This is a genomic window from Streptomyces ficellus (assembly GCF_009739905.1).
Taxonomy (GTDB): Bacteria; Actinomycetota; Actinomycetes; order Streptomycetales; family Streptomycetaceae; genus Streptomyces; species Streptomyces ficellus_A.
In genome coordinates this window covers 6,670,039-6,692,713 of record NZ_CP034279.1, presented here as the reverse complement: position 1 = coordinate 6,692,713, position 22,675 = coordinate 6,670,039, and the positions used below count along the sequence as shown (strand labels likewise).

The window sequence follows — 22,675 nt, the reverse complement described above, 5'->3', positions numbered from 1 at the left end:
TTGGTCCGCCCGCGGCTGCCGGCGCGCACGCCAGGGGCGTGCCGTACGCCCGGCGGGCGTGGACGCCTCAGGTGGTGGAGGGGTCGCCCTTGATGAGGGCGAAGGGCGCGCCGGAGGGGTCCTTGAGCAGGGCGAGGCGCCCGACGCCGGGGTAGTCGGTCGGGGCGAGGAGGCCCGTGGCGCCGTGTTCGGTGGCGGTGGCGTAGGTGGCGTCGCAGTCGTGCACGCCGAAGTACGGGTGCCAGGCGGAGCCGGGGCCGGACGCGGGTCCGTGCGGCTGGAGTGGGGTGATGCCGCCCTGTCCGGCGTCGTCGCCGGTGCCGCCGCCGGGTGCGGAGACGACGGAGTAGACGGTGCCGCCGCCGGTGTCCATGTCCTCGTACCGCCAGGAGAAGACCGAGCGGTAGAACTCCTTCGCGGCTGTCGTGTCGGTGGTGTGGAGCTCGGTCCAGCACAGGGTGGCGGGTTCCATCACCACGTCCACGCCGGTGGTGGTGCGGGGCTGCCAGACGGCGAAGTCGGCGCCCGTCGGGTCGGTGAAGGCGGCCATGCGCCCGGCGGTGAAGACGTCCATGGGCGGGACGCGCACCGAACCGCCCGCCCGCCGCACGTCGTCGGTCGTGGCGTCGGCGTCCCGGGTGTGGAAGTACGGCGTCCAGGCGGGGCTCGCGCCTTCCCCGGTGAGGGGGCCGAGTGCGGCGACCGTGCGGCCGTCGCGCTGGAAGAAGCCGTAGCCGCCGGCGTCCGGGCCGGCGGACCGGAAGGTCCAGCCGAACACGGCGGAGTAGAACGCCGCGGCGGCCTCGGTGTCGGGGGCGCCGAGGTCGATCCAGTTGGGGGTTCCGGGGACGAAGTCGGTGGTCAGCATGGGTGGTCCTTCGACGAGCCGAGCAGCGCGTAGGCGGTGGGGACGAGGGTGTCGGCGCGGCTGTGGCGGCGGGTGGAGAGGGCGACGAGCGCGGTGCCGCTGTCGGGGCGGAAGCCGAGGAAGGCGGTCTGTCCGCTGGTGGCTCCCATGTGGAAGTACATGCTTCCGCCGTGGGCGGGGTGGTGGAACCAGGCCATCGTGTGGGTGTGGGCGTGGTTCCAGCCGCGTCGCAGCACCGGGCGGCGCACCTCCGTCAGGGCCGGGGCGAGCGGTGAGGCGTCGGGGCGCAGGTGTGCCTCGAGGAAGGTGAGCAGGTCGCCCGGGGTGGCGCGGACTGCGCCGGCGGCCTGGAACCCGCCGATGTACAGGGGTGGCGTGGGGGTGGTGCCGTCGGCGCGGTGGCCGGTGGCGTCGACACCGGGGCCGGTGGGGCGCAGGGCGGTTCCGTCGAGGAGGCCGAGGGGGCGCAGGACGCGTTCGGTGAGGAGGTGTTCCCAGGGGGTGCCGGTGGCCGCGGCGAGGGTGTGTCCGAGGACGGCGACGCCGAAGTTGGAGTAGCGCCAGCGGGTGCCGGGCCGGTGGCGGGGGCGGGCGCGCAGGAAGGCGCGGACGACCCGCTCGGGCGGGTAGCGGGCGTAGGGGTTGGTGGACCAGCGGGGCAGGGCCTGGGGGTAGAAGTCGGCCGGCAGCGGCGGAAGTCCGGAGGTGTGGGTGATCAGGTGCGCCAGGGTCGCGGGGCGCGGTCCCGGTGGTCTGGCGGGGTCCAGGAGGGAGGCGGCCGGGTCGTTGCCGGTCAGCACGCGGCGGTGGATGAGGTCGGCGAGGAGCAGACCGGTGAAGGTCTTGGACGCCGAGCCGATCTCGTAGCGCAGTGCGTCGCGCGGTACGGGTCCGGGCGGTGCGGTGCCGCCGCTGCGGACGGCGCGTTCCCCGTGCCGGGAGAGCGCGAACACGACGTCGGGCGCGTCGACCGAGCGCACGGCCGCGTCGAGGAGTGCGGCGTCGTCGCGGTACCGGCCGTGGTGGTGGCCGGGCCGGTTCACGCGGGGGCCTCGGCGGTGAGCCGCCCCAGGGCCCGCGAGGTGGCCAGGACGGACGCGAACGCGGCGACGAGGGTGGAGTGGTAGACGACGTCGAAGACGTCCTGGGGGTCGCCCTCGGGCATGGTGCGCAGGGCGGGCATCGCCCCGTCGGGCCGCTGGGCGGCGGCGAAGCCTTCCCAGGCGGCCCCGTCGAGGGTGGGCGCGGGCAGGCAGGCGTCGACGACGAGGAGTTCGCCGAGCAGGTCCCAGCGCTCCAGGTCGAGCCAGTCGTCCAGCCAGACCGGCAGCCACTGGCTCAGGTACCGGGCGACGGAGGCCGGCAGGCCGTCCGGTTTCTCGCCCCAGTCGGTGAGGTGGAAGACGGTGTGGGTGATGTCGTAGCCGACGCGGGTCTCCACGGTCCAGGGCTCGGGTTCGCGTGCGAGCCAGGTCCGGCGGAAGGCCTCGTCCTCCGGGAGGTTCGGCGGGAGTCCGAAGCGTCGTTCGAAGGCGCTGAGTCCGAGTCTGCGCACGGGCAGCACCTCCAGGCCCGCCCAGCCGGTCAGCCGGTGGCTGAGCCGGACCGCCCGTTCCAGCTCGGGCTGGCTGTAGCCGAGTTCCCGGAAGGGGACGTACGTCTCGAAGGGGATCGGCGAGATGGGTTCGGTGCGCTGGCCGCGCACCAGCATCCGGCCGCCGTCGAGGACGTCCCGCCAGGCGTGGTCGAGCAGTCGGCGGGCCAGGTCGGCCTGGCGGGAGCCGGCCACCCCTTCCCGGAAGAGGACCTTGCAGATGAGGGCGAGTTCGCCGACCGGCTTGAACCGTTCGAGGATGCCCGTCTCGGGGTCGGCGTCCGGTTGCAGCCGGAACCCGTCGCGGTGGGCGTAGAGCCACTCGATGGCCTTCGCACCGACCGTGTGCACGAGACGGGTACTGGCGGCGGCGGTCATGCCGGTACTCCTCGGTGGGTCGTGCCGCCGTCAGGTGCGCCGGGGCGGCGGGCGGCGGTGAGGGTGGCGGCGAACGCCGCGACGAGCGTGGAGTGGTAGCAGTTGCGGAAGACCCGCGGGACGTCCTCGCCGTTCGGTCCGCGGCCCATCTCCGGCAGTGCGCCGGAGGCGTCCTGGGCGAGTGCCAGCGCCTGCCAGGCGTCGTCGGTCAGCTCCGGCGGGGGTGGTTCGGGGAGGGAGGCGGCGACGGCGAGCAACTCGCAGCACAGGTCCCAGGCCTGGGTCTCCACGCAGCCGTCGATCCAGACGGGCAGCCAGATGCGCAGGTAGTCCGCGATGTCCTCGGGCACTCGGTGCGGTTCGTCGCCCCAGTCCGTGAGGTGGTAGACGACGTGGGTGAGCGTGTACCCGGCGGCCCGTTCGAAGGTCCACGGCTCGGGCAGGCCGCCGAGCCAGGTGCGGCGCAGGGCGGCGGCGGTGGCCTCGTGGGGGGTGAAGCCGGTGCGGCGCTCCGAGTTGAGCACGCTGAGCAGCCGGTTCGGCAGGTGTTCCGTCGTCCGCCAGCCGCGGGTGGCGACGAGTCCGGCCGCGAACCGCTCGTACGCCGGGTTCCGCAGGCCGGCGGAGGCGAACGCGGCGTACACCTCCAGGGGGTACGGGGCCCAGGGTTCGAGCCGTTGCACGGCGAGGAGGAGGGCGCCGTCCCGGGTTTCGCGCCAGGCGTGGCACAGCAGATCGGAGGCCGTGTCGTGGGGCACGGTCCCCGGGCGGGTGCGGCGACGGACGCACAGGCACATCTGGGCCAGTTCGCCCAGGGGTTTCCAGGTGCGGTTGACGTCGGTGTCGGGCTCCAGCGCCTCGTCGCCCAACCGGAAGCCGGTGCGGTTGCCGGACAGCCAGCCCAGGGCGCTTCCGGCCAGCCCCATGAGGTCCGTGGTCGCCGGTGCGGTCACGGTGCCGCCGCCGCGGCGGAGCGCGGGAACCGGGCGGCGTGCAGGTGCAGGGCCACCCGCGGGTCGTCGCCGCCCATGAGGGAGACGAACTCCAGCCCGGCATCCAGGCCGAGGGTCTCGGGCACGTCGTCGAGGACGGCCAGCCAGCGCCCCGCTCCCGCCGCCTGGAGCCATCCGCGGCGCCGTACGGCCCGTACGAAACCGCGGGCGACGTCGACGGTGCGGCGGGCCGCGGCGCGGGCGACCGCGCTGTCGGCGTCCGGCACGGCGAGCGGCGCCAGCAGGGACAGCTGGTGGGTGAGCGCCTGCCAGGGCAGGTCGTCCAGCCAGCCGGCGTCGGGCTGCGGTTCGCCCGGGGCGGCCACGGCGGCCGGGGCGCCCAGCTCCCGCAGCGTGCGGGTCATCGCCCAGTGGCTCCAGCGGGAGGTGGGCGACGCGTCGGGGCCGGGCGGGTAGGCGAGCACCGCCTTCTCGCACACCGCCAGGTCGACGGGGGCGGGAGGGGTGCGGTGGAGGACGCTGGGCAGGAGGACGTCCGCCCCCAGGACGCGGACCGCGGCGAGGCCGAGGTCGTCGTCACCGACGGTGACCGCCGGACCGGCGGACAATCGGGAGTGGTCCCCGCCCGTGAGAGCGGAGACCACGTGGGAGGCGAGCTCCCGCACCGCGCCCGTCAAGGGCGTCGAAGTGCTGGGCTGCTCCATCTGGTTGCCCTTCAGCCCTTCTTCGGCCGTGGCGTCGGGGGCGACAGGAGCAGCCCGCCGCTACCGCCCGCGAGGGCCAGTGCCGCGCACTCACGGGTGTCACGGTAGAAGCCGGAGAGTTCGCCCGGGTTGAGGGCCTCTTCGATGTCGGTGTCCGAGACCTTGGTCCGGTCGCGGAGCTCGTACTCGGTCGTCATGCCACCATCCCCTCATGCGGAAAGGAATGCTTGCTTCCACTTCCAGTGGAACGCAGTCCCCCGCGACATGCAAATGGCGCGTTTAGGTGATGACGTACAACGTTCAAACGCTTGCAGGGCAGTTCACCGGTCCGGGCACCCCGGTCCGCGAGGACCCCGCTAGCCCCGGGGCGCGGCGTACCCCGTCTGCCCTTCCCGGATGGCGCAATTCACCGGCGTGCCCATTAGATGGTGCAAACCGCGCGCCCTCAGCGGCGCACGACGACCGACACGGTGTGTGCCTCACCGGAGTCCGGCGATCGGAGCCACGCCATGACCACCGACGACCCCACAACTCGCCCCGCGGCGGCGGCCCCTGACCGGGCCAAACCGCCCCACCCGCCCGACCCTCCCGCCAGCACCTCCCCGCCGCCCGCCCCGCACGGCGCACAGGTCACCGGCGCCCATGGCGAGCCGCCGTTCGGCACGGTGCCCGTCGACGCCGTGCACGCCGACGCCGTGCGCAGGGGCGCCGCCCCGGCGGCCACGCCCCCCGCGGCCGCGACGACGCACATCAGCGGCAGGTTCACGCCCGTGGTACCCCCGGAGCCGGCCCCCGCGAACGGGACGCAGCCCAACGGGGCTCAGCCCAACGGGACGCAGCCGAACGGCGTCCCTACCAACGGGACCCGCCCCCAGGGGACGCGCGCGCCCGCCCCGCCGGCCGAACCGCTCGGCACGGTGCGCACGGACACCACACCGGCGTACGGAATCTCGGCCACGCCGCCCGCCCCACCGGTCACCGCGCCGGGCGAGAACACGCCCCGCCACACCGTCTACCGCGAACCCGGATACGGCGAGCCCACGCAGGACGAGCCCATGTACGGCGACCGCGCGCACGGCGACCGCGCGCAGGGCGCGCCCTCGTACGGCGAGCCCCCGCAGGACGAGCCCGCGTACAGCGAGCCCTCGTACAGCGAGCCGGCGCACGCCGAGGCCCCGAGCACCGACGCCCCGCGCGCGCACGCCCACGCTCCCCACGCCGACGCCTCGCACGCGGAGCCCGCCTACGCCGACGCCTCGTACGCGGAGCCCGCGTACACGGAGAGCGCCCGCGCCGGGGCCGAGTCCAGGGACGCCGCACCCGCCGACGACGCCCGGCCCGCCGACGCGGCCGGTGAGGACCCCGAGAGCGGGACCATGACGGCCGGCGCGAAGTCCGGGGACGGGGAGGGCGCGGCAGCGGTCGACCCGGCGCTCGTCGACGCCGTCCTCGGTGAGTCGTCGGGCACGGAGACGGACGACGAGGACGGCGACGAGCGCATACGGACACTGATCTGGACGGCGGCCACGTACCGCCCGCTGGAGGAGGTCACCGCGCTGGTGACCCAGCTCAAGCACACCAAGGCCGTCGACAGCCCCGCCGACGAGGCGTTGCGCGCCGCCGCGGTCGCCCGTCCGCTGGAGGAGGTCCGGCAGCTGGTCGCGATGCTCAACGAGGCCGGTCACCAGCTCGACGACAGCGACACGACGCTGCGCGCCGCGGCCGTCGGCAGGCCCATCGAGGACGTCGTCGAGCTGGTGAGCATCCTCGGCACCGGCGACGCCCCGGCCCGCGCACCCGGGGCGGGTACGACCCCCGCCACCGCGTCCGGCGCGGCAGCGGGCGGCGGCGCCGTCCCGACGGTGCCCGAGAACCCCAACGTCCGCCCGCCCAGGTCCGCTTCGCTGGCGTCGGCCCCGGCGCCGGAGACCAAGGTCCTGGTGCCGGAGGCGGCCGGTGAGGACGCCCCGGCGTCGCCCCGGTCCGCGCTCCGCTGGCCCGCCGCCGCGGCCCTGTTCGCCTGCGGTGTCCTCCACCTGCCCACGGACTTCGGCGGACTGCGGTCCGGCGGGTACGCGGACGCCCTGGCGCTCGTGATCACCGTGGTCTGCCTGGTGCTCGGCGAGTGGCTGATCGTGCGGGACTCCCCGCGCGTGTGGGGCACCGCGGCCGCGACCGCCGTCGGGGTGGTCGCCCTGCACGGGATCGCGGGCAGCAGCGGGTTCGCCCTGTTGCAGAGCAGCCTGGGGCGGACGTGGGCCTGGTCGGGCGCCGCCGCGGTGACCTGTGCGATGGTCACGGCACTCCTGGCCGCCTCGGCGCTGCTGCGCCGGCAGAGAGAGCCCGACGCGACCAACAGCACATGACGGGCGATGCCCTCAACGGGCCGCCCGGACACGGGAGCCGCTCTCCGTGCGGCTCCCGTCGCCGTGCCGGCCGTTGCGGCTCCCGTCGCCGTGCCGGCCGTTGCCGTTGCGGCTCTCGGCGCGCGTGCCGTGCAGGGCGAACGCCGTGTTGACCAGGGCCACGTGGCTGAACGCCTGGGGCAGGTTGCCGAGCTGCCGGCGGGACACCGGGTCCCACTCCTCCGACAGCAGTCCGACGTCGTTGCGCACGTCCAGGACGCGTTCGAACAGCTCGCGGCCCTCGTCGCGGCGGCCCGTCATGGCAAGCGAGTCCGCGAACCAGAGGGAGCAGGCCAGGAACGTGCCCTCGCCGCCGTACAGCCCGTCCACCTCGTTCACGCGGCCGGGGCCGCCGGTGTCGGCGTACCGGCGCAGGAACCCGTGGTGGTCGAGCCGCCGGACCGCTTCCAGCGTGCCCCGCAGCCGGCGGTCGTCCGGCGGGAGGAAGCCGAGCTTGGGCATGAGCAGCACCGCCGCGTCGACCCGCCGTGAGCCGTAGTACTGCACGAAACAGCCCATCTCGTCGTCCCAGCCGTGGCGCAGCACGTCCTTGCGGATCTCCTGCCGCATGGCGCGCCAGCGCTCCGCCGAGCCGCGCAGACCGGCGACCCTGGCCATGCGCAGGGCACGGTCGGCGGCGACCCAGCACATGATCTTCGAGTGGACGAAGTGGCGCCGGGGGCCCCGCACTTCCCACAGTCCCGCGTCCGGCTCGCGCCAGTGCTTCTCCAGGTACTCCATGAACGAGGCGATCAGGCGCCACACCTGGGTGTCGATGGCGACCCCGGCCCGCAGTGCGGAGTAGACGGTGTTGAGCACCTCGCCGTACACGTCGAGCTGGAGCTGGCCCACGGCGGCGTTGCCGAACCGCACGGGCTCGGAGCCCTCGTAGCCGGCCAGCCAGGGCGCGAGGGTCTCGACGAGCCGGCGCTGGCCGCCCACGCCGTACAGCGGCTGGAGGTCGGAGGGCTCCCCCGCGACGGCGCGCACCAGCCAGTCCTTCCAGGCGACGGCCTCCTCGCGGTATCCGGAGCGCAGGAGACAGGACAGGGTGAAGGTGGAATCGCGCAGCCAGCAGAATCGGTAGTCCCAATTCCGTTCACCTCCCAGGCATTCCGGGAGGGAGGAGGTGACGGCGGCGACGATTCCGCCCGTCGGTTCGTAGGTGAGCGCCTTGAGGGTCACCAGTGAGCGGACGACCACGTCCCGCCACGGCCCCTGGTACAAACATTTCGAGGTCCAGGTGCGCCAGAAGTCCAGCGTGCCGGCGAGGAGTTCCTCCGTGTCCCCGCCGGGGTTCGCGGGAAGGTGGGAAGGGCTCCAGCGGAGCACGAACGTGACCCGCTCCCCCGCCGCCACGGAGAACGCGCACGACGTACGGGGCGTGGTGACGGACAGGTCCACCGCGGCGTCGGCGTGCAGCAGGGCCGAGTCGGGCCCGGCGACCGCCACCACCGTCCGCGCGTCGACGGTGCGCGTCCAGGGGACGATCCGCCCGTTGTCGAAGCGGACGGTCAGGTCGGCGCGCATGGCGACCCGTCCGGACAGCCCCTCGACCCGCCGTACGACCTGCGGGAGTCCGCCCCGGGGCGGCATGAAGTCGGTGACCTTCACGGCCCCGCCGACGGTCTCCCAGACCGTTTCCAGGACGAGGGTGTCGGGCACGTAGGACCGCCGGCTGCACGTGGCCGCTCCGGCCGGCGCGATGCGCCAGCGACCGTTGTCCTCGCTCCCGAGAAGAGCGGCGAAACAGGCGGGTGAATCGAAACGTGGCACACACAGCCAGTCGATCGCCCCGTCCTTCCCGACCAGGGCCGCCGTTTCCAGGTCTCCGATGAGGGCGTAGTCCTCGATTCGCCCGACCATGCACCGAATTCTAGTCCCGGAGCGCGAGAAGCGGACGACGGCCGCGGAATGACCGCACGTTGCTCCCCCATCGCTTTCCCGTTGCTTTCCCGTCGCTTCCCTGGGTTCTTCCCGCCGGAATCGGCGGCCACGGAAGCCGGTGATCGCGGCGGGAACGGCCGACCATTGACGAGGAATGTGGGGGTGTGCTACGGATTGACATCAAGCAGGCCATGCTCCTGGCAGACACGTCCAGGGAGAGGATGTCCGTGTCCTCCGTCCAGGCAAGCCGGAATCCGGCGCCTTGTGTTCCGCACCCGCTGCGGCGGGTGACGGACTGGCCTGCGAACCGGCCTGTCGCGGGAGCCCCGGACAGCGCCCACGGCGCACGGCCCGGCCCCCATCCCGCACGCCGGACGTCGGACCGTGTGGCGCTCGCCGCCACCTCACGGTGCGTGGCCGTGCGCAGGCCGTGTTCCGCGCCCCGCCGCCGACGCGGCCGCTCCGTCGCCTCGCACGCCACGGCGCGCCGTCGCGACGACGATTCCGACGGCGGTCCAGCCCCGGCGGATCCACCACCCTCCACGGCCCCGTGCGGGCCGTACCGGGCGTTGCGGCCCGGCGCGTTCGCCGCCCGTACCCGCCCCCGCACATCCTCTGACGCGCGTGCGCCGGCCACCTGGTCGTGGCCGGCGCCGCGCGCCCCCCTTCCCACGGTCCATGTCGGGTGGCCCCGGAGCGACGGGCGGATGCGGACGCCCCGCGCCGTGGCCACCATCCCCGGGGAAGCGGTGCCGGAACCCGCCGTCGGGCCGCTCGTGGCGTACGCGCCGGTGCCGCGCGACGCCCGGGCGCCGACGGCGTTCGGCATCGCAGCGCGGTCGTTCCCGGCCCGGTGCTCGCCCCACCGGACCGGGAGCGCCGTCGTGCACATCACCCCGTACGCCGCCGTCGCGTACGCCGGGGTCCCGGGTGCCGCCGGGACCGCGTGTGCCGGCCCGTCCCGCGCGGTGCGGCCATGACGCCCGGAGCGCGCCGCCCGCGCGTCCTGTTGCTCGCCGGCAGCTCTCTGGACCGTCCGGGCGGTACGGACACCCAGCTGGCGGCGGCCGTCGCGGAGGCGGTGAGCGACGCGGACTTCACCTGGTTCACCCACTGGCCGCACCGGGGCGGGTCCCCGCCGGTGGACCACGGCCGGCAGGTGCCGCTGCCGGGCGTGGACGGCCTCCCCCGGCGCCTGCGACGGCCCCTGATGGCCGCCGCCGGAGCCGCCCTGGCCCGCCACGCCGACCTCGTCCACGCGGTGCTCAGCGTCGACGAGGGCTTCCCCGCGTTCTCCCGGATGCTGCCGCCGCTGCTGCGCGGCAAACCCGTCCTGCACACCGTCCCGGGTGTGCGGGACACCCGTGTGCTGCGCCGGTCGCGGCCGCTCGGCCAGACCGTGGCCCTCTCCTCGGCGACCGCGAGAGAGCTGAGTTCCGCGGGATTCGGCCACGTACTGGTGCTTCCCCCGGTGGTCCGGCTGGAGCGGTGGCCGTACACGCCCCGCCCGTCGGGGCCCACGCCCCGGGTGCTCGTCATCGGCCACGTCGGCCCCAACGGGGGCGCGGAGGAGGCCGTCATGGCTGCCGGGGTGGCCGCCAGGGCCGGTGCCCGGTTCCGGCTGACGCTGGCGCTGCGCCCCCGCAGCGGTTACCCGGGGCGCTCGCCGGCCGCGTCCCTGCTGGCGCTGGCGGAGCACGAGGGCCTGCGGGACGTGGAGGTGCTCGGGCACGTGCCGGACATGCGGGCGCTGATGGCGTCGGCGGACGTGTTGTTGTTCGTGCCCCAGGTGCTGGGCGCGAGGGCGGACGTGCCGCTGACGGTGCTGGAGGCGCTGAGCACCGGCCGGCCGGTGATCCTCGGCGACCACCCGCAGTTCGCGGTGCTGGGCGACACGGTCCTGCGGGCCCCGGTCGGTGACGCGCGCCGGACCGGGCACCTGCTGCGGCAGCTGCTGGACCGGCCGCACTGGTGGCAGGTGTTGTCGGAGCAGGGCCGCGCCACGGTCGAGGACCGCTTCGGCCCGGAGCGGTTCGCAGCACGGTACGCCCGTCTCTACCGGGAGTTGCTCAGCTGACGTCACCCCCGTCGTCGCGGTCGTCTCCCTCGTCGCCTCGGTCGTTTCCCTCGTCGCCTCGGTCGTTTCCCTCGTCGCCTCGGTCGGTTCCGTTGTCGGCCGGGATGCGGACCGCGCGGAGCAGCACCATGCCGGTGTCCCCGTAGTCGGGCAGCGTCGGGTCCTTGTCGACGCGGGTGACCTGGAGCCGTTCGGTGTGCGGGGCGAAGACGTGGCGCACGGCCGCCGTGTCCACGGGGAAGGCGGGCCAGGTCAGACCCGCGCCGATGTGGTAGCTCGGCATGTTCTCCATGAACGCCGCGACGAGGTGCCCGCCGGGCCGTACGGCGTGGATGAACATCCCGCACAGCTCGGCGAATTCGTCCGCGTCCTCGGTGACGCTCTCGGCGACGAAGTTCATCGACGCCACGTCGTAGCCGCCCGGGGTGACGGCGGTCGCGTCGGCGTGCACGACGCGGACCCGGGAGAGCGCCTCGGTGAGGCTCGCGGGAAGTCGTGGGTCCAGGCTGCGGCACAGGTCGTAGAAGGCGTCCCAGCTGGCGTCCGGGCGGCGCAGCTGCCCGGCGAGGTAGGCGACGTTGGCGGCGCTGGGCTCCAGGGCGTCGATGCGGCGGGCGACGGCGGCGGCGAGCATCAGCGGGTAGAGGTTGGGCCCGGCGCCGAACTCCAGGGAGCGTCCGGCGCCGTCGGCGGGGAACTGGCGGTAGAACCCGGCGTGGTGGCGGATGACGGTGGCGTCGGAGGCGTGCATCCGCCGGTAGTTCTCGGCGAGGTACGCGGCGACGGGCCACCGGTCCCAGTCGGCGTCGGCGTTGTGGCGGCTCGGGTGGTGGTGGCTTGGCAGGTGGGCCACGTCGCCGTTGTCGTAGCGGGGGTCGGTCACGACGGCCACCCGCCGGGCGGGACGGAGGGAGCCAGGCTCTGCTGGAGCGGGAAGCGGTCGGCCAGCTCCGTCAGCGTCTCGTTGAGCTGGTCGATCTCCTCGTCCGTGTTGATCGCGGTGACCTGGACGCGGAAGCCGACCTGTTTGCGCGGCACCAGCGGGTAGCCGGCCAGCGTGACGTAGATGCCGTGGTCCCACAGGAAGTCGCCGACCGCGTCGAGGTCCCAGCTGTCGGCGAGCGGCAGCTCGATGATGGGCAGCCCGTCGGTGTTGGGGGTGGCAATGCCCAGCGCGTGCACGTGGTCCAGGACGCGCCGCGTCTTGCGGTGGAGGTCGGCCCGGATCGCGTCACCGCGCCGCTCGTTGACGTCCAGCCCGGCGAGGACGGTCGCGAGCGACGCCGTCGGCGAGGGCCCGGAGTACAGGTAGGGCCCGGCCGCGATCTTCAGGTGCGCCTTGAGTTCCGGGGTCGCGGTGAGGAACGCCAGGAGCGAGGAGTACGACTTGGAGAACCCGCCGACCAGGATGACGCCGTCGTACGACTCGGCCAGGTGCCGCACGATGCTGTTGCCCTTGATGCCGTACGGCGAGGACTCGGCGGGGTCGCGTTCGCCGATGACGCCGAAGCCGTGGGCGTCGTCGATGTACAGCAGGGCTTCGTGGGACCGGCAGATGCCCGCCAGGCGGGGCAGGTCCGGGAGGTTGCCGGTCATGCTGTTGACGCCGTCGATGCACACCAGGCGCGGTACGCCGGGCGGGGCGGAGGCCAGCAACTGGTCGAGTTCGTCCGGCCGTTCGGCGTGGAACCGGCGTACCGAGGCGCCCTGGCCGCGGGCCACCATGCAGCCGTCGTACATGGTGCGGTGGGCGCGGGCCTCCACGCACACCTGGCCGCCCCCGGCGAGGACGGGGATGACGGAGGAGTGGATCAGGGTGATGGTGGGCAGCAGCAGCGTGTCCGGGGCGCCCAGGAGCCCGGCGAGGCGTTCCTCGATGTCGGCGTACAGGCGCGGGTTGCCGATGAGCCGTGACCAGCTGGGGTGGGTGCCCCAGCGGCGGACGTGCGGGGCGATCGCCTCCATGATCTCGGGGTCGAAGTCGAAGCCGAGGTAGTTGCAGGAGGCGAAGTCGGCCAGCCACTGGTCGCCGCAGCGGATGCGCCGTCCGTGCACCTCGTCGATGACGGCGTCGCACATCTTGCTGCTCTTCTGGAGGCGGGACAGGTCGCCGACGCGGTGTTCGCCGCGGGCCGCCGGGTGGGTGACGGTGCGCCGCTCCGCGCGCCGGGTGACCAGCGGGGACGCCCGGCGGTCCCCCGTCACGGACAGCAGCCGCTGCGCCTCGTCGGCCGTCATGGGCCGGGCGAAGAGGTAGCCCTGGCCGAAGCGGCACCCCATGGCGCCGAGCAGGTCGCGCTGGCCGGCGTTCTCGATGCCCTCGGCGATGACCTGGAGGCCGAGGATGTCGGCGATGCGGACGATGCCCTCGACGAGCGCGACCTGCTGGCCGTCCGTCACGATGTCGTCGATGAACGACTTGTCGACCTTCAGCACGTCGATGGGGAACTCGCGGAGGTAGCTGAGCGAGGAGAACCCCGTACCGAAGTCGTCGATGGCGATGGAGACGCCGAGCCGCTTGAGCGTCCGCATGGCGGTGCGGATCTGCTCGTCGCGGCGCATCAGGACGGACTCGGTGATCTCCAGGACGAGGGAGCCGCTCGCGAGGCCCGAGGTGTCGACGACCCGCTGGACGTCCTCGATGAAGCCCGGGTCGATGAACTGGCGCGCGGAGACGTTGACGTTGAGGCACAGGGGCGGTGTGCGCGGGTGTTCCCGCTGCCAGCGGGCGACGTCGCTCGCCGCGCGTTCGAGCACCCAGGCACCGAGCGGCATGATGTGCCCGGTCTCCTCGGCGAGGCTGATGAACTGGTCAGGCGGCACCAGGCCGCGCCGGCGCGGCCAGCGGATGAGTGCCTCGAACCCGGTGACGGCGGCGCCGTTGATCTCGACGATCGGCTGGTAGCGCAGGGCGAACGCCTCTTCGGATATGGCGTTGTCCAGGCCGGCCTGGAGTTCGTGCCGCTCCACCATGCCGACGTGCAGGTCCGGCCGGAAGCGCTGCCACTGGCCCTTCCCGGCGGTCTTCGCGGCGTAGAGGGCCAGGTCGGCGTGGCCGAGCAGGCCCTCCGCCTCCTCGCTGTCGCGGGACGTGGCCACGCCCACGCACGCGGAGACGCTGGTCGAACCGGTGGTGAGCCGGAACGGCACGTCGAGCGCCTCGACGACCTGCGCGGCGAGCCGTTCGGCGTCCTCGGGGCCCTTGGCGCCCTCCATCAGGACGGCGAACTCGTCACCGCCGAGCCGCGCGGCGGTGTCGGTACGCCGCAGCGTGGCGGACAGCCGCCGGGCGACCGCGACGAGCAGCTCGTCGCCGACGGAGTGGCCCATCATGTCGTTGACGACCTTGAAGTCGTCGAGGTCGACGAAGAGGACGCAGGTCAGGGTGGAGTCGCGGCGCCCGCGCAGCAGGGCCCGCTCGATGCGTTCCAGCAGCAGGACCCGGTTGGGCAGGCCGGTGAGCGAGTCGTGGAAGGCGCGGTGGGTCAGCTCGCGCTCCAGTTCGCGCTGCTCGGTGACGTCCCGCAGGGTGAGCACGATGCCGTGGACGGTCTGCTCGTGGCGGAGGTTGCTGCACCGCACCTCCACGTCCAGTCGCTGGTCGTCGGAGCGCAGGACGCGCCAGTCGTCGTGGACGTCGCCCGCGTCACCGGCGCGGACCCGGCGCAGTGTGCGGGCGGCCCGGAGGTGGTCCTGTTCGGCCACGAGCCGGACCAGGGGCGTGCCGCTGAGGAGGGCGCCGCCGAACATGCCCTGGGCGGACGGGCTGGCGTAGCGGACGGTGTCGTCGTCGTCGACGATCAGGATGACGTCGGAGGCGTTGTGCACGAGGGTGCGGAAGTACGCCTCGCTCCGGCGGCGGTTGATCTCCTCGCTGAGCCCGACGCGTTCGAGCGCCAGGGCGGCCTGCGAGGCGAGGGACTCGACGGACACGCCGAGCTGCTCCAGCCGCCTGGGCGGCCCCGCCACCAGCAGGGCGCCGATCAGCGGGTCGGCCTCCTGGGGCGCTTCCACCATCAGGGGGCTGAGCATCACCCGGTGCGCCGGCGCGAGCGCGGCCGTCGCCTCGGGCCCGAGCCCGGCGACGTCGACGAGTCTCGTCCCGTCGACGCGCGGTCCCTCCACGGCGCTCGCGTCGCTCGCGTCACCCGTGTCGCCCGCGGCGGGGGCGGGGGCGGCGGGGGCGGCACCACCGTGCGAGGGTTCCGTGGGCGCCGTCGTACCGGTGGGGGCGGGCTCCACCTCGGGAGGACCGGGAGGACCGGGCGGGCCGGCCGGGCTGCCGCAGCTGCCCTCCTGGGACGGCTCCTGGTCCGCGGGGGCGGGCGGTGGGGCGGCCGGGTCGCCCGTCGGTGGCCGGGCCGCCTCGCCGGTCGGCGGCTGGGCGCCGGAGGGGGACGAGGCGGGCACGCCGACCGTGCTCAGGGCGTCGGCGGGGATGTCGATGCTCCGGGTCCAGGGCCGGCCGAAGGTGGTGACCGGTCGGAGCCGCCGGTCGGCGTCCACGGCGAGGAGCACGGCCTCGTGCTGGACGCCGGGGCCGAACAGGGTGGTCGCGGCGTCCTCGACGCACCGGGCGACGTCCCGTGGTGTCATCGCGCCGACGAGCGACGCCGCCGCCACGCGCAGGCTCCGCTCGCGCGCCACGGCGCGGCGGTGCTCGGAGACGAGTTCCCGCAGCCGGGCCATCACCAGCAGGAACATGACGGCCGAGAAGACGGCGATGACGGCTGCGTCCCGCACCGACCCGAGCAGCGCCTCGACCAGCAGCATCACGGGAGCGATGAGCGAGGCCCCGGCGAGGAAGGCCAGCCGCCGCTTGGCGATCCCGGGCCCGGGCTGGGGCACCCGCTCGGTGAGCCGGACCATCGACGGGTGCAGGGCGGCCAGGCCCCAGGCGGTGAAGAACACCACCCACCCGAGGTCCATGTAGGTGCCGACCCGCCACGTGCCCTGGAGCTGGAGCAGCCCGTAGAGGACGTCCGACGTGAGGATGCCGAACGTGCCGATCGCCAGGAGCTGGACGGCCCGCCCGCGGGTGCCGCCGAGGGTGAGCAGCCGGACCATCATGGCCAGGATCAGTACGTCGCCCAGCGGATAGGCGATGGCGACGGCCTGCTGGATCCAGGTGTCGCCGCCGGCCTCGGTCAGCGGGTTGATCAGGTGCACCCAGGAGAGCAGGGCGAGGCCCGACGTGAGGATGAGCGCGTCGAGGAGGCTGGCGAGGTCGCGGGACTCGGTGCGGTAGCGGATGAACCCGAAGAACCCGGCGGCGAACAGCGGATAGGTGGAGAGGTAGAAGACGTCCGCGAGCGACGGGAACGGATTGACCTGGCCGAAGCTCGCTTCGAGGATGTTGTACGTGGTGTCCCCGGCCGTGAAGGTCAGGTTGGCGGCGGCGAGCATCAGCCACGGCCAGCGTCTGGCGGGCCGGTGGATGCGGATGCCGATGAGGATCGCCGCGACGCCCGCGAGTCCGATCATCGCCCAGGCGCTGGTGTGCCGCGCCGGGACCGTCAGGTAGACGACGGTCAGGGGGATGACGAAGAGGACGTACAGCACCATCAGGCGGTTGACGGAGAGCGGGGGCTTCTCGCCGGTGACCGGGCCGGTGCCGCGGGACCAGTGGTCCGGCGCCCGTTCGCCGCTCGGTCGAAGCCACTTCTCCAGACGTGTGATCGGCTCCACGTTGACCTGCCGGTGGGTGTAGATTCGCCCGAAAGAGTTATATTTACGACGTATACATACACCTTGCTCCGATACGCGACGAGGGTCAAGGGATGCCCGAGCAAGCAGGTTCCGGGCGGCGAAACCGCCGGCGCGGGCGGCTGAGCCGGGACCTGGTGCTGACCACCGCGCTCGCGCTCGTCGACCGGGAGGGCCTGTCGGGCCTCAGCATGCGGCGGCTCGCGGCGGAGCTGGGGGTGGAGGCGATGGCCCTGTACCGGTACGCGGCGGGGAAGGACGCGTTGCTGGACGGGCTGGTGGAGGCGGTGTTCACCGAGCTGCTGGAGTCGCGGACAAGCCTGGAGCCCGAGCCCCTGGAGCACCTGGCAGACCTCGACTGGCGCGGGGAACTGCACCGTACGGTCCGCGAGATCCACCGGGCCGCCCTGCGCCATCCGCAGGTGGTTCCGCTGCTCGCCACCCGGATGCTCGCCGTGCCGCTGACCCGCAGGCCCCGTGCGGTGCTGCGCGTGCAGGAGCGGCTGCTGGCGCTGCTCGCCCGCGCCGGGTTCGACGACCACCGCACGCAGCTGGCCTACCGGGCGGTGGTGGCGTGGGGCCTCGGCTACGTCTTCGTCGAGCTGACCGCCGTGGTGGACGACCCCGAGGAGCCCGAGCCGGCCATCCGGCTGGGGCTGCACCGGCTTCCCGCGCGCGAACTGCCCCATCTGCGCGCCACCGTGCCCGCCCTCGCCGAGCCCGCGGGCGAGGAGGTCCTCGCCGCCGGGCTCGACGCGCTGCTGGACCGTTTCCTCGACGGGTCGGGAAGGGAAGCGATGACGTAGCCGACCCCGCCGGAAGGGCACCGCATGACCACCTCCGTGCACGGTCCCGGGCCCGCAGAGGAGGCCGCCGGGCCGCCCTCGGGATCCCCCGCGCCGCCCCGCTCGCGCAGAGCGCTGGTCGCGGGCTCGGTGGGCAACTTCATCGAGTGGTACGAGTTCGGCGTCTACGGCTACTTCGCCACGGTCATCGCCGCGACGTTCTTCACCCCGGAGGGCGGGAGCGAGGCGGAGGCACTGGTCCGCACGTACGCGTCGTTCGCCCTCGCCTTCTTCTTCCGGCCGGTCGGCGCGGCGCTGTTCGGCCGCATCGGTGACCGGGTCGGGCGGCGGCCGACGCTGATCCTCGTGGTCCTGCTGATGACGGCGGCGACCACGCTCATCGGCCTCCTGCCGTCGTACGCGACGATCGGCGCCGCCGCGCCGTGGCTGCTGACGCTGCTGCGGATCGTGCAGGGCCTGTCGGCGGGAGGCGAGTTCGGCGGAGCGGTGGCCCTGATGACGGAGTTCGCCCCGTCCGGCAGACGTGGCCTGTACGGGGCGTGGCAGTCCTTCACGGTGGCGCTCGGGCTGCTCGGCGGGGCCGGAGTGGCGGCGCTGCTGGCCACCGTGCTGACCGGGGCACAGCTCGGGGCGTGGGGGTGGCGGGTGCCGTTCCTGCTGACGCTGCCCATGGGGCTGGCCGCCCTGTGGTTGCGTCTCAGGCTGGAGGAGACGCCGTCCTTCCGGCGGCGGCCCGGCCCGGCGGCCACCACGGGAGCGGGCGGGGCGGGTGGGGTGGCGGCCGCGCCCGTGGGCGAGACGGTGCGTGCCGTCGCGCTGGGGGCGGGGCGGCTGATGGGCTGGTCGGCGGCCGGGTACACCTTCCTGGTCGTGCTGCCGTCGTACCTGCAGAGCGTCCTGGACGCGACGTTCCGGCAGGCGCTGATCGCCACGGTCCTCGCCAACGCGGGCTTTGCGGCGGCGATCCTCCCGGCGGGGGCGCTCAGCGACCGGCTGGGGCGGCGCGCGGTGATGGTGTCGGGTGCGGTGGTGGCCGCGGTCGCGGCGTTCCCGCTGCTCAACCTGTTGCAGGATCCCGGTGCACCGGCCGCCGCCAAGGGGCTGGCCGTGTGCGCCGCGGGCGCGGTCGTCGGGCTGATGGCGGGGCCGGGGCCCGCGATGCTCGCCGAGATGTTCCCGACCCGGGTGCGGTACACCGGGCTCGGTCTCGCGTACGCCCTGGCCAACGCGGTCTTCTCCGGCTGTGCGGGGCTGATCATCACCGAGGCGGTCGCGCGCACCGGTGACGTCGACATCCCGGCGTACTACGTGTCCGTCACCTGCGCGGTCAGTGCCCTCGCCCTGGCCACGCTGCGGGGCGACGACCACCGTCGCGCGCTGCGGGCCTGAACGCGGCGCGGGAGGCGGCGGACGATGCGGGTCGTGGGACTGATGTCGGGCACGTCGTACGACGCCGTCGACGCGGCGGGCGCCGACCTGTGGCTGGAGGACGACACGCTCGTCCTGGAGCCCCTGGGCATGGTGAGCGCGCCCTACCCCGGCGAGCTGCGGACCGACCTGGCGGCGGCCCTGCCGCCGGCGGCCACCACCATGAGGGAGGTGTGCCGGCTCGACACCCGCGTCGGCCGGGCGTTCGCCGCGCTCGCCGCCCGGGCGGACGAGGAGCTGTGCGGCGGGCGCGCCGAACTGATCGCCTCCCACGGGCAGACCCTCTACCACTGGTCCGAGGACGGCGTGGTGCACGGCACCCTCCAGCTCGGCGAGCCGGCCTGGATCGCCGAGGCGACCGGCCGCCCCGTGGTGTCGGGCTTCCGGTCCCGCGACGTCGCCGCGGGCGGCCAGGGCGCGCCGCTGGTGAGCATGGTGGACGTACTGTGGCTGCGCGGGCGCCCGGGCGTGCCGGTGGCCCTGAACCTCGGGGGCATCGCCAACCTCACGGTGGCTGCCGGGGCGGGGTCCCCGGCGGCGTTCGACACCGGCCCCGCGAACGCCCTGATCGACGCGGCCGTGCGCCACTTCACCGGCGGACGGCTGGCGTTCGACGAGGACGGCGCGATGGCCGCCCGCGGCCGGGTCGACGAGGCGCTGCTGCACCGGCTCCTGGACGATCGGTACTACGCGCGGCGGGCGCCGAAGACGACGGGCAAGGAGGTGTTCCACCTGCCCTACCTGCGGGCCGCCCTGGAGGGCCGCGGAGCGCCGGCCGCCGAGGACGTCGTCGCCACCGTCACCCGGCTCACCGCCCGGACGGTGGCGGACGCGGCCCGCTCGGTGGGGGCGACGGAGGTGGTCGCGTCCGGTGGCGGCACCCGCAACCCGGTGCTGATGGCCATGCTGCGCGCGGAACTCGGCGGCGTCCCGGTGCGGGGCTCGGACGCGCTGGGTCTGCCGTCGGCCGCCAAGGAGGCGTACGCGTTCGCGGTGCTGGGCTTCCTGACGGTGCATGGGCTCGCCGGGACGGTGCCGGCGTGCACGGGCGCCCGGTGTCCGAGCGTGCTCGGATCGCTCACGCCCGGCCGGCACGCGCTGCGCCTCCCGGAGCCGGCCGCCACCGCTCCGGTGCGGCTGCGCGTGGGGCGTTCTCCGGCCGCCTTGTGAGGACTTCCGGTTCTGATCTGTTTCAGCCCGTCTTCTTCCGGCGACCCGGAAAGGACGAGCCATACGGCGAACCGATCGACGGACTGGGAGAGTTCCATGACTGACTGGCGCCTTCAGGCGGTGTGCCGCGAGGAGGACCCCGACCTGTTCTTCCCCATCGGGAGCACCGGTCCCGCGCTGCTCCAGGCGGAGGAGGCCAAGACGGTGTGCCGCCGGTGCCCGGTGCGGGAGCCGTGCCTGGAGTGGGCGCTGGAGTCCGGCCAGGAGGCGGGCGTCTGGGGCGCCACGACCGAGGACGAGCGGCGCGCCATCAAGCGCCGCCGCGCCCGCCGCGCCCCGCGGGGCACCGGCTGAGGGCCCCGGCTGAGGGCGCGCCCGGAGGGGGCGTGGCGCGGTGACCGTGCGTGCCCGGCCGGTGCCGGTCCGCCGACAGGCCTGTTCAGGGAACACCTGTCCGGTTTACGTTGGTGTGACCGGCCCGTCCCCGGCACCGAATCCGGAACCCCATGACCCGTACCCGAACCGCCTCCGCCGCGCTCGCGACGAGCGTGGTCGTCGCCGCCCTCGTCGGCTGTGGCGCCGTGAACAGCGGCGCGGCCGAGCGCCCCGTGGCAGCCGTCACCGGCACGGCGTCGGCGGCGTCGGCGGCGTCCACAGCGCCCGCGGCGTCCCCGGCGTCCGCGCCGGCCCCCGGAGCCCCCGTGGCCGCCACCCCGCCCGTGACGCCCTCCCCGGAGCCCCCGCCCAGTGAGACGGCCCGCACCAGGACCGCCGTGCTCGCCGTCCCGGCCATCGGCGTGGCCGACCTGCGGGTGGTGCCGTACGAGGGGACGACGGACGACTGGCCGGGCACACGGATCCAGGACCGGGGCGTGGCCGCCAGCCCGTACGGTCCCGGCGGCGGGGTGGGCCCCGGTGAGGTGGGCAACTACCTCGTCACGGCGCACCGGCTCTCCGCCGGCGGCCCCCTGCGCGACCTCCCCGACCTGAAGGTGGGCGAGTCGGTCTTCGTCACGTCGGGCGGCACCGTGTACGAGTACCGGATCACCGAGACCCGCCAGACGTCGTTCCGGTCCGAGCGTTCCCTCGCCGAGCAGCGCGCCGCCGTGCCGGGCGAGCCGGGCGAGAAGCCCACCAAGGCGATGATCACCCTCTCCACGTGCGCGACGCCCGAGGACGACGCGGCGGGGAACTTCTGGCGGGACGCGAAGGGCAATCCGGAGCACCGCATCGACAAGGTGGGCGTGCTGGTGTCCTCCAGGGCCGCGTGATCGAGGGCCGAGTCGTCCAGGACTGAGTCATCCAAGCCTCAGGGGCAGTGATTTCAGGCCGTTGATGAAGTGCGAGACCAGCCGCCGGGGCGGGCCGGCCGGCTCGTAGGGCGGCAGGGCGCTTAGTGCCTCCTCGTGCAGGACGCGCAGCTGGAGCCGGGCGAAGTGGGCGCCCAGGCAGACGTGCGGGCCGTCGCCGAACGACACGTGCGGGTTCGGCGAGCGGGCGAGGTCCAGGCGGTGCGGGTCGGGGAAGACCCGCTCGTCGTGGTTGGCGGAGGCGTGGAAGACGACGACCTTGTCCCCTCGGCGCACGTGCCGGCCGTGCAGCACGTGGTCCTCGGCGGCGGTGCGGCGGAAGTGCAGGACGGGCGGGTGCACCCGCAGCAGCTCCTCGACGGCGGTGTCGACGGCGATACGTCCGTCCCGCAGTCGCCGCTGCTCGTCCTGGTGGGTGGCGAGCGCGAGGAGGCCGCCGGGTGCGGCGCTGCGGACGGTGTCGTTGCCGGCGACCGTCAGCAGGAAGAAGAACATCTCCAGCTCGCCGTCGGACAGGTCGGCGTGGGCGAGGGAGGTGAGGACGTCGTCGCCGGGGCGGTCGCGCTTGTACGCGGCGAGGTTCCGCGCGTAGTCGAACATCTCCCCCAGCATGGCGGGCGAGCGCGGGTTGGCGGGCGTGCCGTCCGGCCCGAGGACCGGCGGCTCGTCCGGGTCCTGATAGGCGATGACGCGTTCGGTCCAGGTCAGCAGCAGGCCGCGGTCGCTCTTCGGGACCCCGAGCAGGTCGGTGAGGTTGAGCAGGGCGTACTCGTCGGTGACGGCGCGGACGGCGTCGACGGTGCCGTCCCCGGCGCGGGCGGCGGCGGACGCGGCGGTGAGCAGGTCCCGGGCCCGGGTGCGGGCGACGGCCTCGAAGCGGCCGGTGCGGGCGGGCGTGAACGCGCGGCTGACCAGGCGCCGGAGCCTGCCGTGGCCGGGCGGGTCCTGGTTGAGCATCATGCGCCGGATGAAGGGCAGGTCGGCCGGGTCGGGGTCGCGGATCTGGGTGGCGCCGAGGTGCGAGGAGTAGCGCCGGGCGTCCTTGAGGACCCGTACGACGTCGCCGTGCCGGGTGACGGCCCAGAAGCCGGGCCCGGCGGGCCAGCCGAGGACCGCGTACTCGTCCTGCCGGGCCACCGGGTGCCGGTCGCGCAGCTCGCGGAAGGCGTCGTGCGGGATGCCCCGCGCGTACAGCCGGGGGTCGAAGACGTCGGGCACCGGTGCGGCCCGGAACCGGTGGGGGGCGGTGCCGGTCCGCTCGTGGGGCGGGAGGGGAGGGGCCACGGTCGCTCCGTCCGGGAGGGGTCGGCCGGTCGCGTTCACCCTGGCCCGTGACCGGCCGCGCCACAAGACCGCGCGGCGGGCGGCCGGTCTCCCGGGCTCCCGGCG

Annotated in this window: 18 protein-coding genes; 8 read left to right on the top strand and 10 right to left on the bottom strand. The window is 74.4% G+C overall.

Going from position 1 to position 22,675, the window contains the following annotated elements:
* Window positions 1-67 precede the first annotated feature (67 nt).
* Genes EIZ62_RS30085 through EIZ62_RS30060 form a run of 6 tightly spaced genes read right to left on the bottom strand, consistent with a single transcriptional unit; the run spans window position 68 to window position 4,694 of the window.
* Window positions 68-868 carry a VOC family protein gene (locus EIZ62_RS30085; protein ID WP_156695812.1) on the bottom strand — a complete coding sequence of 267 codons (801 nt, stop codon included), beginning with the start codon at window positions 866-868 and terminating at the stop codon, window positions 68-70.
* A complete protein-coding gene (locus EIZ62_RS30080; RefSeq protein ID WP_244376033.1) occupies window positions 862-1,911 on the bottom strand; it encodes a serine hydrolase domain-containing protein in 1,050 nt (349 codons plus the stop codon). The genes EIZ62_RS30085 and EIZ62_RS30080 overlap by 7 nt, the downstream gene beginning before the upstream one ends.
* Complete coding sequence (locus EIZ62_RS30075; RefSeq protein WP_156695811.1) at window positions 1,908-2,840, bottom strand: DUF6895 family protein; 933 nt, start codon at window positions 2,838-2,840, stop codon at window positions 1,908-1,910. The genes EIZ62_RS30080 and EIZ62_RS30075 overlap by 4 nt, the downstream gene beginning before the upstream one ends.
* Entirely contained in the window at window positions 2,837-3,766 is a 930-nt protein-coding gene (locus EIZ62_RS30070) for a DUF6895 family protein (protein ID WP_156696669.1), read from the bottom strand. The genes EIZ62_RS30075 and EIZ62_RS30070 overlap by 4 nt, the downstream gene beginning before the upstream one ends.
* Before the next feature lie 23 nt (window positions 3,767-3,789).
* A complete protein-coding gene (locus EIZ62_RS30065; protein WP_156695810.1) occupies window positions 3,790-4,497 on the bottom strand; it encodes a hypothetical protein in 708 nt (235 codons plus the stop codon).
* An 11-nt stretch (window positions 4,498-4,508) separates the two neighbouring features.
* On the bottom strand, window positions 4,509-4,694 hold the full coding sequence (locus EIZ62_RS30060; protein WP_156695809.1) for a hypothetical protein: 186 nt from the start codon (window positions 4,692-4,694) through the stop codon (window positions 4,509-4,511).
* Window positions 4,695-5,006: 312 nt separating this feature from the next.
* Here EIZ62_RS30060 and EIZ62_RS30055 point away from each other — a divergent pair, with 312 nt between their 5' ends.
* Window positions 5,007-6,863, top strand: a complete 1,857-nt coding sequence (locus EIZ62_RS30055) for a hypothetical protein (RefSeq protein WP_156695808.1) — start codon at window positions 5,007-5,009, stop codon at window positions 6,861-6,863.
* A gap of 12 nt (window positions 6,864-6,875) precedes the next feature.
* Here the strand turns inward: EIZ62_RS30055 and EIZ62_RS30050 are convergent, their stop codons facing one another.
* Complete coding sequence (locus EIZ62_RS30050; protein ID WP_156695807.1) at window positions 6,876-8,768, bottom strand: glycoside hydrolase family 15 protein; 1,893 nt, start codon at window positions 8,766-8,768, stop codon at window positions 6,876-6,878.
* Window positions 8,769-9,496: 728 nt separating this feature from the next.
* Here EIZ62_RS30050 and EIZ62_RS30045 point away from each other — a divergent pair.
* Together EIZ62_RS30045 and EIZ62_RS30040 are read left to right on the top strand one after the other, a co-directional pair.
* Window positions 9,497-9,769, top strand: coding sequence for a hypothetical protein (locus EIZ62_RS30045; RefSeq protein ID WP_156695806.1), 273 nt, complete (start codon window positions 9,497-9,499; stop codon window positions 9,767-9,769).
* A complete protein-coding gene (locus EIZ62_RS30040) occupies window positions 9,766-10,866 on the top strand; it encodes a glycosyltransferase family 4 protein (RefSeq protein WP_156695805.1) in 1,101 nt (366 codons plus the stop codon). Before EIZ62_RS30045 ends, EIZ62_RS30040 begins: the two co-directional genes overlap by 4 nt.
* Here EIZ62_RS30040 and EIZ62_RS30035 read toward each other — a convergent pair.
* Together EIZ62_RS30035 and EIZ62_RS30030 are read right to left on the bottom strand one after the other, a co-directional pair.
* Complete coding sequence (locus tag EIZ62_RS30035) at window positions 10,859-11,749, bottom strand: NNMT/PNMT/TEMT family class I SAM-dependent methyltransferase (protein ID WP_244376029.1); 891 nt, start codon at window positions 11,747-11,749, stop codon at window positions 10,859-10,861. The two genes, EIZ62_RS30040 and EIZ62_RS30035, sit on opposite strands and share 8 nt — an antisense overlap.
* The gene (locus tag EIZ62_RS30030; RefSeq protein ID WP_425281861.1) at window positions 11,746-16,554 is read right to left on the bottom strand and encodes an aminotransferase class I/II-fold pyridoxal phosphate-dependent enzyme; all 4,809 of its coding nucleotides are present in this window, start codon (window positions 16,552-16,554) and stop codon (window positions 11,746-11,748) included. Before EIZ62_RS30030 ends, EIZ62_RS30035 begins: the two co-directional genes overlap by 4 nt.
* A 92-nt stretch (window positions 16,555-16,646) precedes the next feature.
* Between EIZ62_RS30030 and EIZ62_RS30025 the strand changes: the two genes are divergently transcribed.
* The 5 genes from EIZ62_RS30025 to EIZ62_RS30005 all read left to right on the top strand — a co-directional run bounded on the left by EIZ62_RS30025 (window position 16,647) and on the right by EIZ62_RS30005 (window position 21,247).
* Window positions 16,647-17,378, top strand: coding sequence for a TetR/AcrR family transcriptional regulator (locus EIZ62_RS30025; protein ID WP_156695804.1), 732 nt, complete (start codon window positions 16,647-16,649; stop codon window positions 17,376-17,378).
* A gap of 24 nt (window positions 17,379-17,402) precedes the next feature.
* Window positions 17,403-18,767, top strand: coding sequence for an MFS transporter (locus EIZ62_RS30020; RefSeq protein WP_156695803.1), 1,365 nt, complete (start codon window positions 17,403-17,405; stop codon window positions 18,765-18,767).
* Window positions 18,768-18,791: 24 nt separating this feature from the next.
* Window positions 18,792-19,976 (top strand): anhydro-N-acetylmuramic acid kinase, encoded by a 1,185-nt coding sequence (locus EIZ62_RS30015; RefSeq protein WP_156695802.1) that lies wholly within the window; start codon window positions 18,792-18,794, stop codon window positions 19,974-19,976.
* A gap of 96 nt (window positions 19,977-20,072) precedes the next feature.
* Window positions 20,073-20,330 carry a WhiB family transcriptional regulator gene (locus EIZ62_RS30010; RefSeq protein ID WP_156695801.1) on the top strand — a complete coding sequence of 86 codons (258 nt, stop codon included), beginning with the start codon at window positions 20,073-20,075 and terminating at the stop codon, window positions 20,328-20,330.
* A 152-nt stretch (window positions 20,331-20,482) separates the two neighbouring features.
* Window positions 20,483-21,247, top strand: a complete 765-nt coding sequence (locus EIZ62_RS30005) for a class E sortase (protein WP_156695800.1) — start codon at window positions 20,483-20,485, stop codon at window positions 21,245-21,247.
* A gap of 27 nt (window positions 21,248-21,274) precedes the next feature.
* On the opposite strand, the gene EIZ62_RS30000 is transcribed toward EIZ62_RS30005, so the two are convergent.
* Window positions 21,275-22,504, bottom strand: coding sequence for a cytochrome P450 (locus EIZ62_RS30000; protein ID WP_156696667.1), 1,230 nt, complete (start codon window positions 22,502-22,504; stop codon window positions 21,275-21,277).
* Window positions 22,505-22,675: the final 171 nt, after the last annotated feature.

Bases quoted from the DNA above. Each gene is read 5' to 3' on its own strand.
- EIZ62_RS30075 (WP_156695811.1), bottom strand. From the start codon at position 2,840: ATGACCGCCGCCGCCAGTACCCGTCTCGTGCACACGGTCGGTGCGAAG.
- EIZ62_RS30055 (WP_156695808.1), top strand. From the start codon at position 5,007: ATGACCACCGACGACCCCACAACTCGCCCCGCGGCGGCGGCCCCTGAC.
- EIZ62_RS30025 (WP_156695804.1), top strand. From the start codon at position 16,647: ATGCCCGAGCAAGCAGGTTCCGGGCGGCGAAACCGCCGGCGCGGGCGG.
- EIZ62_RS30040 (WP_156695805.1), top strand. From the start codon at position 9,766: ATGACGCCCGGAGCGCGCCGCCCGCGCGTCCTGTTGCTCGCCGGCAGC.
- EIZ62_RS30060 (WP_156695809.1), bottom strand. From the start codon at position 4,694: ATGACGACCGAGTACGAGCTCCGCGACCGGACCAAGGTCTCGGACACC.
- EIZ62_RS30070 (WP_156696669.1), bottom strand. From the start codon at position 3,766: ATGGGGCTGGCCGGAAGCGCCCTGGGCTGGCTGTCCGGCAACCGCACC.
- EIZ62_RS30045 (WP_156695806.1), top strand. From the start codon at position 9,497: ATGCGGACGCCCCGCGCCGTGGCCACCATCCCCGGGGAAGCGGTGCCG.
- EIZ62_RS30020 (WP_156695803.1), top strand. From the start codon at position 17,403: ATGACCACCTCCGTGCACGGTCCCGGGCCCGCAGAGGAGGCCGCCGGG.
- EIZ62_RS30010 (WP_156695801.1), top strand. From the start codon at position 20,073: ATGACTGACTGGCGCCTTCAGGCGGTGTGCCGCGAGGAGGACCCCGAC.
- EIZ62_RS30085 (WP_156695812.1), bottom strand. From the start codon at position 868: ATGCTGACCACCGACTTCGTCCCCGGAACCCCCAACTGGATCGACCTC.
- EIZ62_RS30065 (WP_156695810.1), bottom strand. From the start codon at position 4,497: ATGGAGCAGCCCAGCACTTCGACGCCCTTGACGGGCGCGGTGCGGGAG.
- EIZ62_RS30005 (WP_156695800.1), top strand. From the start codon at position 20,483: ATGACCCGTACCCGAACCGCCTCCGCCGCGCTCGCGACGAGCGTGGTC.
- EIZ62_RS30015 (WP_156695802.1), top strand. From the start codon at position 18,792: ATGCGGGTCGTGGGACTGATGTCGGGCACGTCGTACGACGCCGTCGAC.
- EIZ62_RS30050 (WP_156695807.1), bottom strand. From the start codon at position 8,768: ATGGTCGGGCGAATCGAGGACTACGCCCTCATCGGAGACCTGGAAACG.